The sequence below is a fragment of the Alloalcanivorax sp. C16-2 genome (assembly GCF_046507615.1).
In the GTDB taxonomy this organism is placed as follows: Bacteria; Pseudomonadota; Gammaproteobacteria; order Pseudomonadales; family Alcanivoracaceae; genus Alloalcanivorax; species Alloalcanivorax marinus_A.
In genome coordinates, this window is record NZ_JBKFTL010000001.1 from 1,425,906 (window position 1) to 1,439,645 (window position 13,740).

12 protein-coding genes are annotated in these 13,740 nt (G+C 66.0%); 6 read left to right on the forward strand and 6 right to left on the reverse strand.

The annotated features are described in order from the left end of the window. Nucleotides 1–36: 36 nt before the first annotated feature. Complete coding sequence (locus ACLD02_RS06765; protein ID WP_203104778.1) at nt 37–1,170, forward strand: hypothetical protein; 1,134 nt, start codon at nt 37–39, stop codon at nt 1,168–1,170. Between the two features lie 178 nt (nt 1,171–1,348). Next, nucleotides 1,349–2,917, forward strand: a complete 1,569-nt coding sequence (locus tag ACLD02_RS06770; RefSeq protein ID WP_203104777.1) for a BCCT family transporter — start codon at nt 1,349–1,351, stop codon at nt 2,915–2,917. Between the two features lie 106 nt (nt 2,918–3,023). Here the strand turns inward: ACLD02_RS06770 and ACLD02_RS06775 are convergent, their stop codons facing one another. Next, entirely contained in the window at nt 3,024–4,250 is a 1,227-nt protein-coding gene (locus tag ACLD02_RS06775) for a serine hydrolase domain-containing protein (RefSeq protein WP_203104776.1), read from the reverse strand. A gap of 134 nt (nt 4,251–4,384) precedes the next feature. Here ACLD02_RS06775 and ACLD02_RS06780 point away from each other — a divergent pair, with 134 nt between their 5' ends. Further along, nucleotides 4,385–4,702 carry an Mpo1-like protein gene (locus ACLD02_RS06780; RefSeq protein ID WP_410298263.1) on the forward strand — a complete coding sequence of 106 codons (318 nt, stop codon included), beginning with the start codon at nt 4,385–4,387 and terminating at the stop codon, nt 4,700–4,702. Then, nucleotides 4,699–5,127 carry a group III truncated hemoglobin gene (locus ACLD02_RS06785; protein WP_338015217.1) on the forward strand — a complete coding sequence of 143 codons (429 nt, stop codon included), beginning with the start codon at nt 4,699–4,701 and terminating at the stop codon, nt 5,125–5,127. Before ACLD02_RS06780 ends, ACLD02_RS06785 begins: the two co-directional genes overlap by 4 nt. Nucleotides 5,128–5,251: 124 nt before the next feature. On the opposite strand, the gene ACLD02_RS06790 is transcribed toward ACLD02_RS06785, so the two are convergent. The 3 genes from ACLD02_RS06790 to trmH form a co-directional block, all read right to left on the reverse strand. Continuing rightward, nucleotides 5,252–6,622, reverse strand: a complete 1,371-nt coding sequence (locus tag ACLD02_RS06790) for a DegQ family serine endoprotease (protein WP_203104774.1) — start codon at nt 6,620–6,622, stop codon at nt 5,252–5,254. Between the two features lie 68 nt (nt 6,623–6,690). Further along, the gene (locus tag ACLD02_RS06795; protein WP_410298264.1) at nt 6,691–7,356 is read right to left on the reverse strand and encodes a class I SAM-dependent methyltransferase; all 666 of its coding nucleotides are present in this window, start codon (nt 7,354–7,356) and stop codon (nt 6,691–6,693) included. Further along, complete coding sequence (gene trmH / locus ACLD02_RS06800; protein ID WP_203104773.1) at nt 7,340–8,041, reverse strand: tRNA (guanosine(18)-2'-O)-methyltransferase TrmH; 702 nt, start codon at nt 8,039–8,041, stop codon at nt 7,340–7,342. Before trmH ends, ACLD02_RS06795 begins: the two co-directional genes overlap by 17 nt. Before the next feature lie 164 nt (nt 8,042–8,205). Here trmH and ACLD02_RS06805 point away from each other — a divergent pair, with 164 nt between their 5' ends. Beyond that, entirely contained in the window at nt 8,206–9,405 is a 1,200-nt protein-coding gene (locus ACLD02_RS06805; protein ID WP_410298265.1) for a CaiB/BaiF CoA transferase family protein, read from the forward strand. Here the strand turns inward: ACLD02_RS06805 and ACLD02_RS06810 are convergent. Continuing rightward, complete coding sequence (locus tag ACLD02_RS06810; protein WP_410298266.1) at nt 9,398–11,014, reverse strand: hypothetical protein; 1,617 nt, start codon at nt 11,012–11,014, stop codon at nt 9,398–9,400. The genes ACLD02_RS06805 and ACLD02_RS06810 overlap by 8 nt on opposite strands. A 78-nt stretch (nt 11,015–11,092) precedes the next feature. Next, nucleotides 11,093–12,685 carry a GMC family oxidoreductase gene (locus ACLD02_RS06815; protein ID WP_410298267.1) on the reverse strand — a complete coding sequence of 531 codons (1,593 nt, stop codon included), beginning with the start codon at nt 12,683–12,685 and terminating at the stop codon, nt 11,093–11,095. Nucleotides 12,686–13,100: 415 nt separating this feature from the next. Here ACLD02_RS06815 and ACLD02_RS06820 point away from each other — a divergent pair, with 415 nt between their 5' ends. Beyond that, complete coding sequence (locus ACLD02_RS06820; RefSeq protein ID WP_203104769.1) at nt 13,101–13,661, forward strand: HNH endonuclease; 561 nt, start codon at nt 13,101–13,103, stop codon at nt 13,659–13,661. Nucleotides 13,662–13,740: the final 79 nt, after the last annotated feature.

Consider the following 13,740-nt stretch of genomic DNA (forward strand, 5'->3'; position numbering starts at 1 on the left):
TTAGGCTTTCGTCTACCTTCTGCTGGGGAGACGACAATGAGAAGTTCTATTATTAAAGTGCCCGCGATGGGCTTGATCGCGGCTTCCACGGCCCTTGTGCCCCTGACCGCGCAAGCCGGCGCCGAACTGAGCGCCGGTGTTTGGTGGGTTTATCAGAACGTCACCAAATCCGATTTTACGTCACCGGCTTTCAGCGAGGAGCTGGATGATGAAACCGGTGGTAATTTCGCCGACCCTTCCCTGGTAATTTACGCCGATGACGACGGCAGCTATGGCCCCTGGCATTTCAGCGCCGAAACCCGTTTCGGCACCGGTTCCTTCACCAACACCGCCAGCAATAACAGTGGCGACAATATTGTCGTTCACAAGGCCTGGATCGGTTACGACGTAACCGACAGCAGCAGCCTGAAAATCGGTAAGAGCCAGGTGCCCTTCGGCTGGAAAACCGCTAACTTCTGGCCCGGCGACGGCCTGGAAGGCGGTTACGGCGACCAGATGGACGTGGGCCTGAAATACAGCGCCGACGCCGCTGGCGGCCTTCATTATGACGTTGCTTATTTTCACCAGGACGACTGGGGTGAGGATTCCACCGATACCGTGGATGACAACGGCCACTGGGGTACCAGCGACACTTACCGCAAAATCAAAACCGGCGTGGTGAACCTGGACTGGAATTTCATGGAAGGCCACACCGTGGGGGTCTCCGCCCAGTATGGTCGCATGCAGGATCTGGCCGCCGCCGACGTCGCCAATCGTAACGATGAAGGCACCCACCAGGCCTACGATCTGCACTACATGTTCGAGAAGGGCAACTGGTCCGCCAAGTACCGCTTCATTCACGCCGAGCGTGATTTCAGCGGCATGGATGCCTTCCTGGCCTCCGCTTCCGCGCCGGCGGACGAGGAAGTGGAAACCCAGCGTCACGTGGCGGAACTGGGTTACACCCATGACAATTGGTTCTACTACGTGGATGCCGGTGTCGCCAGCACCGACACCACCGGCAACGATGCCGACGACGTGACCTTCTACGCACCGGGTGTGCGCTACCAGTACGGTCCTGGCTGGATCTATCTGGAATACCTGGGCTCCGACGGCGACATCGCCGCCTCCGGCGATATCTATGAGTCGGACTTCAACGCCCTTTACGTGGCGTTCGACTTTTACTTCTAAGCGACGGCACGTCGACCACCGGCCGGCCCTTCCCGGGCCGGCGTTCCGGGGTCCGGCGTGCACACCCATGGTTATCCTTCGGGGGTAATCATCGGTGTCCACTCCGGGCCGTTCCGTGCGGACCCTTCCATCTTGATATCCCGATCCGGTCCGCGCATGACGCAACAGGAGTCATGCCATGAGCGTGGAATACGAAACAGACTACGAAGTAGGACAGGATAATGTGCAGGTCCTGGGCATGGACATGCACAATCCGGTCTTCTTCATCAGTGCGGTGCTGATCCTGGCTTTCGTGATCGGCACCCTGATTTTCCCTGAAAGCGCGAACAGCGCCCTGGCCGGCGCCAAAGGCTGGACGATCGAAAACTTCGACTGGCTGTTCATGCTCGGCGCCAACATCTTCGTGGTGTTCTGCGTCGCTCTGATCTTCCTGCCGGTGGGGCGCATCCGCCTTGGCGGTCAGGACGCCAAACCCAGCTTCTCGACCCTGTCCTGGTTCGCGATGCTGTTCGCCGCCGGCATGGGCATCGGCCTGATGTTCTGGAGTGTGGCGGAGCCGGTGGGCTACTACACCGACTGGTTCGGCACGCCGCTGAACGTGGCCCCCAACACGCCCGAGGCACTGGACGCCGCGCTCGGCGCCACCATGTACCACTGGGGCCTGCACCCCTGGGCGATCTACGGCGTGGTGGCCCTGTCGCTGGCGTTCTTCGCCTACAACAAGGGCATGCCGCTGACCATCCGCTCCGCGTTCTACCCGATTCTCGGCGAGCGTTGCTGGGGCTGGGCCGGCCATATCATCGACATCCTGGCGGTGCTGGCCACCATCTTCGGTCTGGCCACCTCCCTGGGGCTGGGCGCCAAGCAGGCCGCCGGTGGTCTGCATTTCCTGTTCGATACGCCCAATGCCATCAACGTGCAGATCGCCATCATCACCGGTGTGACCGCCTGCGCGGTGCTGTCCGTGGTGCGTGGCCTGGACGGCGGCGTCAAGCTGCTCAGTAACATCAACATGGGCCTGGCCGCCCTGCTGTTGTTGTTCATCATGGTGACAGGGCCGACCCTGCTGATCTTCACGTCCATGGGGCAGACCGCGGTGGATTACGTGGCCAACTTGCTGCCGCTCAGTAACTGGGTCGGCCGCGAAGACCAGGGCTTCCTCCACGACTGGACCGTGTTCTACTGGGCCTGGTGGATTTCCTGGTCCCCGTTCGTGGGCATGTTCATCGCCCGGGTATCCTATGGCCGCACCGTGCGCGAGTTCCTCACCGCCGTGCTGATCGTACCGACCCTGGTAACCATGGTATGGATGGCGACTTTCGGGGGCAGCGGCCTGGACCAGGTGGTCAACGGCGTCGGGCAACTGGCGGATGGCATTGGCGAGTCTTCCCTGGCGCTGTTCCAGATGCTGGAGCAACTGCCGTTGGCGGGCATCAGTTCATTCCTGGCCATCGTGCTGGTGCTGGTGTTCTTCATCACCTCCTCGGACTCCGGTTCCCTGGTGATCGATTCCATCACCGCCGGCGGCAAGCTGGACGCGCCGGTGCCGCAGCGCATTTTCTGGGCGGTCATGGAAGGCCTGATCGCCGGCGCGCTGCTGTTCGGTGGCGGTAAGCAGGCCCTGGACGCGCTGCAGGCGGGGGCCATCACCACCGGTCTGCCGTTCACCGTGGTGTTGCTGCTGATGTGCGTGAGCCTCTACAAGGGGCTGGCCGCGGAGCGCAAGCTGCTCAAGGCGGCCGCCTGATCGGTCCTCCGAAGAGCATCAGGCAGCAATAGGCCGCACAAAGAAGGGCGCGTGAGAACGCGCCCTTTTTTTGTGCCGCCCAGCCGCTCCTACAAAAAATCCCAACCTACGAACGGCGGGTGGCGCGGTTGATGGTGTATTGCAGGTTCAGCAGCGCCGGCAGGTGCGGGCCGATCAGACCCTTTCCGGTGGTCAGCAGGGCGCCGCTCAGGGCCCGGTCCGGGTCCGCCCAGCAATAGATGCTGATAAAGCCCAGGTGGCCGAAGGCGCGTGGCGCGGCGGGGCCGAACAGGCCGATGCCCCGGTTGCCGAGCATGAAACCCGGCGAGAACGTCAGCGGCAACATCAGCGTGCGGTCCAGTCGTGGCCGCCGCGACGCCGGCGCCCGGGCGGCGGCCACGGTGTCCGGGTGAAACAGGCGCCGGCCCCGCCACTGGCCGCCGTCGAGCAGCATCTGGAAGAAGCGGCCCGCTTCCTCGGCGGTGGCGTAGAGATTGCCCGCCGGTACCGTCACGTCCTGGAAGCGGTCGTCGTTGGTGACCCGCACCACCTCGTCCAGGGTGCCGCCCACGGCGTGGTTGAGGAACAGATCCACCAGCTTCATCGGCACCCCGGTGCTCATATCCCGGGCGCGCTCCGGGCCGGTGCCGCCGAAGGTGAAATAACGCATTCCCAGGGGCTGGCGGATTACCCGGTCCAGGGTGGTGTTGAGCGGTTCTCCGGTGACTTTTTCCACCACCGCGCCGAGCACGAAGCCGGCGGTGATGGCGTGGTAGGCCTGGGTGCCCAGGGTGCTGGGCCGGGCCCGGCACAGGATGTCGAGAATGTCGTCCGGGCGATAGAGGATATCCGGGTCCACCGGCCGGTCCGGGCGCGGGATGCCGGCCCGGTGGGTGAGCATGTGGCGCACGGTGGTGCCGTGCTTGCCCTGGCGGCCATAGTCCGGCAGATAGCGGCTGACCGGATCGTCCAGGTTCAGCCGGCCGCTTTCGGCCAGGTGGTGCACCAGCATCGCGGTAATGGACTTCGAGGCGGAGAACAGACAAACCGGGGTGTCCGGGGTCAGCAGGCGCTCGCTCACGGGGTCCGCGTAGCCCAGGGTGCGGTTGATAACCACCCGGCCCTCGCGGCGCAGACACAGGGCGATGCCCGGGCTCATGCCGGTACGATACAGGCGCCGGGTGGCTCTCCAGATCGCCGCCACGTCTTCTTCCGACAGCCCCGCCTCGGCGGCCGGGACCTCCTCGCCGACGCGGGTAATCCGGTCCAGATCGCGGGGAATCGGCGTGCGGGTTTCACAAAGAAGACGATTGAGGCGGGGACGTAATACCATGGGACATCCTGTTTACCCGGAGCGGAGGGGCCATTGTCCGTGCCGGCCAAACGTGGACAATGGCCGAAAGGACTCGCGGTCGGTCAGCCGCGCCAGTCGCCCGAACGGGCCGTAACGAGAAGGGAGCAACCGCCATGAACAGCGTCAAGCAGTCCGACTTCGAGAGCTTCGAGGAGTTTTACCCCTACTACCTGCAGGAACACAGCGATCCCACCTGCCGCCGCCTGCACTTCTTCGGCACCCTGGGCCTGTTCGCGGTATTGCTGGGAGTCTTCATCACCGGCAACCCCTGGGGGCTGCTGCTGCTTCCGGTGGTGGGCTACGGGTTCGCCTGGGTGGGGCACTTCTTTTTCGAGAAGAACCGGCCGGCGACCTTCAAGCATCCCTGGTACAGCCTCGCCGGTGATTTCGTCATGTTCAAGGACATGCTGGCCGGGCGCATTCGCTGGTGAACGCGCCGCAACGCTTTATTCCCGGCCAGCCGCCGCGCCCCCGCGACCCTACCCGGCCCGACCTGGATTCCGCGGAGCGGATCGAGCGCATGGTGGCACTGTTCTACGAGCGGGTGCTGGCCGATCCATTGCTGGCGCCGGTGTTTCTGGAGGTGGCGCGCATCGATCTGGACGCGCACCTGCCGCTGATCGCCGCCTACTGGAAGAAGCTGCTGCTCGGCGAGCCCGGCTATGACCGGCACATGATGGCCAAACACCGGGCCGTGCATGATCGGGAGCCGCTCACCGGCGCCCATCATGAGCGTTGGCTGACGTTGTTCCATGCCAACCTGGACCAGCATTTCGACGGCCCGCAAACCGACCGCGCCCGGCTGATCAGCGCCCGGGTCATGCACAACCTTTACCACAACCTGTCGCGGTCTTGATCGCGGCTGAAGCCGCTCCTACAGCATTCTTGTCACGCCGTACTTGTCACACCGCAGGAGCGGCTTCAGCCGCGAGGCCCCTTTCCGTCACCGAAAAGAGGCCCTTGGCGAATGCCGTGACGGCTTATCGCACCACCACGAAGAAGATGCCGCCCTCGCGGTTCACGCGCAGCAGTAGTGGCGCGTCCTTGTCCTTCACCGCGCTGCTCAGTTCGTCCATGGACGCCACGTCCTGGCGGTTGGCATTGATGATCACGTCGCCGCCGCGCAAACCGGCCCGCCAGGCCGGCGAATTGCGCTCCACGTTTTCCACCAGCACGCCCCGGTCCACATGGCTCAGTTCGCCCTGGCGCAGGTCGCGCATGGCCGCGCCCTTGAGGTGGCTGGACACGGCATCGCCGTCGCCGGCCTGCTGGCTGGACTCGCTGATCACCGCGGTGACCCGGCGTTCCTTGCCATCGCGCAGAATGCTCAGGGTGATCTTCTCGCCCACCGGTGACAGGCCCACCTTGTTGCGCAGGTCGGAGGCCCGGTTCACCGGCTGACCATCCACCGCCCGAACCACGTCGCCGGCCTTGAGCCCGGCCTCGGCGGCGGCGCTGTCTTCCAGCACATTGGTGATCACCACGCCCTTGCGGGCTTCCACGTCCAGGGCCTCGGCCAGTTCATCGCTGAGATCCTGCACGGTGACGCCAAGCACGCCGCGGCGCACCTCGCCATGTTCGATCAACTGGGTCATCACGTTTTCGGCCATGTTGGTGGGGATGGCGAAGCCGATGCCCACGTTGCCGCCGGACGGCGCCAGAATGGCGGTGTTGATGCCCACCAGTTCGCCCTTCAGGTTGACCAGGGCGCCGCCGGAGTTGCCCGGGTTGATGGAAGCGTCGGTCTGGATGAAGTTCTCATAGCCCTCGATGCCCAGGCCGGTACGGCCCAGCGCCGAGACGATGCCGGAGGTCACGGTCTGGCCGAGGCCGAAGGGGTTGCCGATGGCGACCACGAAATCGCCCACGCGCAGGGACGAGGAATCCGCCAGCTTCACCTGGGTCAGGTCCTCGGCTTTCTCCAGCTTGAGCACCGCCAGATCCACTTCCTGATCCAGGCCCACCAGCTCCGCGGACAGCTCGCGGCCGTCCTTCAGGGTCACCTCGATCTTGTCGGCGTTACGCGCCACATGGGCATTGGTAAGTACGTAGCCCTTGTCGGCGTCGACGATCACGCCGGAACCGGCGGCCACCGCGCGGCGCGTGGGCGCCTGCTCGGGCAGATCGAAGAATCGTCGGAAGAAGGGGTCCTGCATGAGCGGGTTCTGAGCCTGGCGCACCTGCGCCTCGATGGCGATGTTGACCACCGCCGGGGATACGTCCTCGATCATGGGCGCCAGGGAGGGCAGGGCGCCGCCGTCCGGCGTTCGGTCCGGCAGGGCGGCGCCGGCGGTTTGGCTGAAGGCCAGCAAAACGGCGCCGGCCCAGGCGAACAGTGCGTGCTGTTTCATCGCTGCATACAAGGGTCAATCCTCCTGTACCACATGGATAACACGAGGGGTTCGACCGAAAAGTGTGATCAGGGTTCCAGTTCGAAAATTCTTACCCGATTGTAGTCGCTGGATTCCCCCAAATCCGGCCAGGTGGTGGCGTGCCAGTGGCCCAGCAGATGGAAGCCGGGCGGGTCCAGATCGGGAATGCGCGAATCCGCCAGCCACATGAGCAGGCCGGCGGCCTGGAAGCGCGCCAGCAGCGGCAGGTTGTCCCGGTCATAGAGGATGTCCGCGGCGGTGAGCCGGTCGGCCCGCGCCAGGCTCGCTTCGAGATCGTCGCTGAGCGTCACGGATACGCCATTGAGTCGGGCGTTGGCCTCGGTGGCGGCCAGGGCGTCCGGGTCCAGGTCGCAGGCGATAACCTCGGCGGCGCCGGCGCGGGCGGCGGCGATGGCCACCACCCCGGAGCCGGGGCCCACGTCCACCAGGCAGCGGCCGCGCACCCATTCCGGCCGGGCCAGCAGGTGGCGCGCCAGCACCTGACCGGAGGCCCAGCACAGCGCCCAGTAGGGCGGCGCTTCCATGAGCGCGTTGGCCACTTCCTGGTCGAGGCGTTCGTCCACCAGCTTGTCCAGCAGCCACAGGGAAAGCTCGGGTACCAGCGGCAACGGCGTGGCCACCAGGCGGATATCCGGCAGCAGCCGGTTGAGGCGCGCCTGCAGTTCGGTGGGCGGGTCAGTCCTGTTCGCCACGGCGGATCGCCTCGCTGAGCAGAAAGTTGAAGCGCTTGGGATCGGCCAGTTCGCCGTCCTCCCGCAGCGCCGGGTAGGGCACGCCGAAGCGTTGGCAATGCTGCGCCAGTTTCGGGTGCGCCCATTGGAAAAAGGTGTCGCGGTGCTGGGCCTCGCTCAGCCGCGAGCGGTCGTAGAGCCCGGCGGCGCGACGTTGCTCGCAGGCCTCGGCCAGAATGATCGCCGCCGCCACGCTGACATTGAACGACGACACCATGCCCATCATCGGAATGAACACATGCTGGTCCGCCGCCGCCGCGCTGGTGGCGTTGACGCCGGTGCGCTCGGTGCCCAGCAGCAGGGCGGTGGGGCGGGTGTAGTCCACCTCACGGTAGGGCACCGCCCGTTCCGACCAGTGCGCCGCAAGCACCTGCAAGCCGCGCTCGCGGGCCGCGCGGATGGCCTCCTCGCCATCGTGGTGCTCGCGCACGTTCACCCAGCGCTGCGAGCCCAGAGCGGTGCGCACCGTGTCGCGGGCCCGGTTGTTGGGCAGCGCGGCGTGCAGTTCCAGCACCCCCACCGCGTCGCAGGTGCGCACCACGGCGGCGATGTTGTGCGGCTTGTGCACGCCGTCCATGATCACGCTCAGGTCCGGCTGGCGGCGGGCCAGCGTCGCCCGCAGGCGCCGCAGACGTTCCGGGGTCATGCTCTCTCCGATGTCCGGCAAAGGGCGATTGTAGCAAACGCCGCCGTTGATCGCGGCTGAAGCCGCTCCTACAAAAACGTGTGGGAGCGGCTTCAGCCGCGATGCATGGACGACGGCGGGAACAGCCCGGACAATAGCGGCCCTGGCGAAGCAAAGGAACGGACATGAGCGAACGCGCGCTGCCCCTGGCCGGGGTCAAGGTAGTGGAACTGGGTCAACTGATCGCCGGCCCGTTCGCCGGCACCCTGCTGGCGTACTTCGGCGCCGAGGTGATCAAGGTGGAGCCGCCCGGCGGCGACCCGATCCGTGGCTGGCGTAAGCTGGACCAGTCCGGCACCTCGTTCTGGTGGCGCAGCATCGGCCGCAACAAGCGCTCCGTGACCCTGGATCTGAAGAGCGACGCCGGTCGCGATCTGGCGGCGCGGCTGATCGACGGCGCCGACGTGCTGATCGAGAACTTCCGCCCCGGCACCCTGGAAAACTGGGGCCTGGGGCCAGACCGTTTCAGCGACAGCAACCCGGGGCTGATCTACACGCGCATTTCCGGCTACGGCCAGGACGGCCCCTACGCGGACAAGCCCGGCTACGCCTCGGTGTGCGAAGGCATCGGCGGGCTGCGTTACGTGAACGGTTTCCCCGGCGAACGACCGGTGCGGCCCAATCTGTCCCTGGGCGATACCGTGGCCGGCCTGCACGCCGCCCTGGGCATTTTGCTGGCGCTGTTCGAGCGGCGCGGCAGCGGCCAGGGGCAGGTGGTGGACGTGGCGCTCTATGAAACCGTCTTCAATCTGCTGGAGGCGGTGATCCCTGAGTTCGACGGCGCCGGGCTGATCCGCGAGCCCGCCGGGTCCACGGTCACCGGCATCGTGCCCACCAACACCTACCGCTGCGCCGACGGCAAGTACGTGATCATCGGCGGCAACGGGGATTCCATCTTCAAGCGGCTGATGGTTACCGCCGGGCGCGCCGATCTCGCCGAGGACCCGCGTTTGGCCCACAACGCCGGCCGGGTGGAACACGAAGCGGAAGTGGACGGTGCCATCGAGGCCTGGTGCGCCACCCTGGACAGCGCCGAGGTGCTGCGTTTGCTGGAGGACGCCCGGGTGCCCTGCGGGCCGATCTACAGCGCCGCCGACATGATGGCCGACCCGCACTTCCAGGCCCGTGGTCTGTTCCAGCAGGTGGAGATCAACGGCAAACCGTTGAAGATTCCCGCCATTGCCCCGCGCCTGGCCGGCACCCCCGGCGGCACTCGCTGGCCCGGCGGCGAGGCCGGCGCCCACACCGAGGCGGTGCTGCGCGAGGAACTGGGCCTCTCCGAGGAAGAATTCCGCCGGCTGCGCGCCGACGGCGTGATCAATTGAGCGGGAAGTCGGTCCAGCCGTCGGTCCACACCCGGGCGGCGCCGGGCCTCACCGCGCCCAGATAGAGCGCGGTTTCGTCCCAGAATTCCCCCTGCGGCGGCGTGCTGGCGCCGTTCTTCAGCGGCGAGGCGCTGGCCGGCGTGTAATCCGGGCGCGCCAGATCCACGGCATTGCGCGGCAGCAGCGGGTCCTCGCCGAAACGCAGGCCCGGCAGGCCCTGGAAGTAGCGGCGCTCATCCAGGCCTGCGTCATCGTCGCCTTTCCCGCTTTCGTCCTCGAACCAGGTCAATCCCCGGGCGCCGATGTTGTGTACCAGCACCGCGTCGAAGGTCAGGGTGCCATCGTTCAGGTTGGCCACCGTGCTGGCGTCGCGGATATCCAGGGTTTCCCCGGAGAAACCGCTGATCAGCATGTTGTGAAAGTGGCCGCCGGTACCCTCGCGCAGGGTCATGGCGCGCTGGTGCTGGGCATGGCTGCGCGGGCTGATCAGCGACACGTTGTACATCACCGGTTCGGAACGCGGGCGGGCATCGTGGCGGTTGCCGTTGTTGTCCGCCTCGAAGGCATTGTCGCCGTTGCTGCTGTACTGCTGGGCGATCAGGAATTGCACCCGGCCACGCCAGCCCCAGTCCCAGTCCAGGGAATCGTCGCCGGCGCCGGTGATCAGAATATGGCGCAGGTCGGCGCTGCCGCCGAACAGCTCGATGCCGTCGTCCAGAGCCCGATGGACCTGCACATGCCGCACGATGGTGCCGCTGCCGCAACCGCCCAGGGTGAGGCCGTTGAGTTCGTTGTTGGCGTACACCTCGAAGCCGGCGAACTCGATGCGCGCGTACTCCAGCACGCCGCAACTGCCCGCCGCGTTGTCGCCGCCGAAGGCACCGCGCGGATCGTCCTCCGGCACGCCCTCGATCTGGGCGTCGATCTGGTTCACCGGTGCATCACCGAGCAGCACCACGCCACCCCAGTCGCCGGCCTGTCGGGTACCGTCCGCCTGATTGCTGGTGAACACCACCGGTGCGTCGGCGCGACCGGCGGCGTGCAGGCGCGCCGCCCGGGTCACCACCAGGGCGGAGCCGGGGCGGCCCTCGATGCGCGTGCCGGGCTCGATGGTGAGCTGGCCGCTTTCCACATAGACAATGCCGTCCAGTATCCAGGTGCGGTCGGCGCCCCAGTGCCGGTCGCCATCGAGGCTGCCGCTGACCACCTGTTCGCCGGCGAGCATCACCCGCAGCGGTCGGTACAGCAGTACCCCGGCGGCAATCAATAGCACCACGGCGAGGGTCGCCAGCCATGGCCAGGGCGGGCCGCCTCGGGGCGATTCGGCGGACGCCGCCGGCGGGGTTCGCGCGGGCGCGCCCTGGCCGGGCTGACGACCGAGCAGCACTCCCTGGCGGTTGGCGGTTTTGAGCTGGCGGCCCAGGTCGCGGATGCGCGGGTTGTCGCTGGTCAGGGCCTGCTCGATGATCTCGGCCCGGTATTCGGAGTCGTTGAGCAGGGTGTTGAAATGAATGAAGCGAAGCCCGCCGCCGCCTTCACGGTCATAGCTCTGCTTCAATTGCCACAACAGCTCCACCAACCGCGCGCGCGGCGAAGACTCGGCGCTCATGCTCGACCCCCTCCGAAAATGTTCTATCGTTCGGAAGTCTGAGGATCGGGCATGACCGCTTTATGAAGAGGGCGGGGCCTATTCGGCGAGGATCTTGTCGGCGGCTTTCTCGGCGATCATCACCGTGGGCGCGTTGGTGTTGCCGCCAATCAGCGTCGGCATGATGGAGGCATCCACCACCCGCAGCCCTTCCAGCCCGTGCACCTTGAGGTCCGGGTCCACCACCGCCTGATCGTCGACACCCATCTTGCAGGTGCCCACCGGGTGGTAGATGTTGTCGCACTTCCGGCGCAGGAAGTCGCGGATCTGTTCGTCGCTTTGCACGCCGTCGCCGGGCAGGATCTCGGCGCCGCGCCAGGGGGCCAGGGCATCCTGGGCCATGATGGCGCGCATCGCCTTGACGCCGCGCACCATGCCTTCCATATCGTCCGGGTGGCTCAGGAAGCGCGGGTCGATCAGTGCCGGTGAGCGCGGGTTGGCGTCCGCCAGGCCGATGCCGCCACGGCTCTTGGGGCGCAGAATGCAGACGTGGCCGGAGTAACCGTGGCCGAAACTGAACAGCCAGTTCAACCCGTGGTTGTCGAGTTTGGCGGCGGTCAGATGCAGCTGCAGGTCCGGGCGCGGTTCCTCTGGCCGGGATTTGATGAAGCCGCCGGCTTCCGCCACGTTGGAGGTGAGTTGGCCGTTGCGGTGCACGAAGAAATCCCACAGTGCCTTGGCGCCGGTGAACGGCAGCTCCCAGGAGCCCAGCGACAGGGTGTCGTGGCGGCGGTTGCGGTGCACCACCAGTACGTCCGGATGATCCTGCAGGTTCTCGCCCACGCCGGGCAGGTCATGGACCAGCGGGATGCCGTGTCGGGCCAGTTCGTCCCGCGGGCCGACGCCGGACAGCTTGAGCAATTGCGGTGAATTGATGGCGCCGCCGCAGACGATCACCTGGCCGCCCTCGATGGTCTGTTCTTTCCCCTTGCGCTCCAGGCGTACGCCGGTGGCCCGCTTGCCGTCGAACTCCACCCGGTGCACCAGGGCCTCGGTGAGCACGGTCAGGTTGTCGCGAGCCATGGCCGGGTGCAGGTAGCCCCGCGCCACGCCCCAGCGCTCGCCGTCCTTCTGATTGACCTTGTACAGCGCCACCCCTTCCTGGACGTCGTTGTTGAAGTCATCGGTGGCCGGATGCCCGGCCTGAATGCCCGCCTGCACGAAGGCCTCGCTGACCGGGTGGCGGAAGCGCAACTCGGCGATGTTCAGGTTGCCCTGGTCGCCGTGGAATTCATTGGCGCCGGGTTCGTAGCGCTCCGAGCGCTTGAACACCGGCAGCACGTCCTGGTAGCTCCAGCCCGGATTGCCCAGCTCCTGCCAGTGGTCGTAGTCCCACGGGTGGCCACGGGTGTAGCACATGGCATTGACCGCCGACGAGCCGCCCAGGGTCTTGCCCCTGGGAATATAGATCTGGCGGTTGTTGAGCGCTTTTTGTGGCACCGTGTAATAGCGCCAGTTGCGGGCGTTGGAGCGCATCAGCCAGATGATGCCGGCGGGAATGCGCACGAACAGATTATCGTCGTCCGGGCCGGCCTCGATCAGGCACACCTTGTTGTTGGGATTTTCCGATAGGCGATTGGCCAGAACGCAGCCGGCGGAGCCGGCGCCCACGATCACATAGTCGAACGGCATGGCGCCCCCTGGAGAATAAAAGTGTCATTGAACAATGGCAGTATAACGGCGCCATCACAGCGATGTGATTGACCTTTTGTATCCGCGCCCCGGCCAATGCGTCGCCGGTAACGATGCGGCGCGGTTGCGGATTCGACGCCGTGCTGTTTATGATTTGTGCAATTCTGCTTTCTGATTAGCCGGTCGCGGTCGGTTAACCAGAGACCAGGGCAGGCCGCGCCGGACCGGAGCCGAACCCGGAGCCAGGGCGCGCCGCCGCGAAGCGCGGTCGAGTCGCCAAGAGTGCATCCCGCCTTCCCGTTCGCCCGCCACCGTATCGTCGTTATCCAGGGTGCCGCCCGCCGCGCGCGGACGCCGCCGTCAGGAAACTCCCGCCAGCGCGGGTTTGAAGTCGTCGGACGGGCGAGGTCGTCGAATGAGTGAACGAATACTTCGGTTGGACAAAGCCGGCACGCCGGTGGAGTGGCTTGATTGGCAGGCCGCGGCGGTGCTGTACGCCCGAGGGCTGGTGACCTGGACCCTGGGCGACGTGATCTATCAGCTGCGGGGCGGCGTCAGCCGCCTCACCGGCGACCGCTCCCGCTTGATGCTGCACTCCATCATCGCCTGTGACGGTCTCGCCAGTCCGCGCCGTCGCACCCGGCCGCCGCTCACCAACCGCGCCCTGTTTCGCCGCGATCAGCACCTTTGCCTGTACTGTGGCAAGCACTTCCCGGAAGCCCGTCTGACCCGCGATCACATCCGCCCCACCTCCCGGGGCGGTCGCGATAACTGGCTTAACGTGGTGGCCGCCTGCCGGCGTTGCAATCAGCACAAGGGCAACCGCCTGCCCGAGGAAATCGGCATGGAGCTGCTGGCGCTGCCCTATGTCCCGAACATGGCCGAGTATCTGGCGCTGATTAACAGCCACCGTATTCGTGGCGATCAGATGGAGTTCCTGCGCGGCCAGTTCGGCAAGGACAGTCGTCTGCTGTGAATAAAGCGTGAATTGTAAAAAAGAGGCGGATAACACATGGTTTCAGATACTTAGCACTTACTTGACGGCATCCTTCATG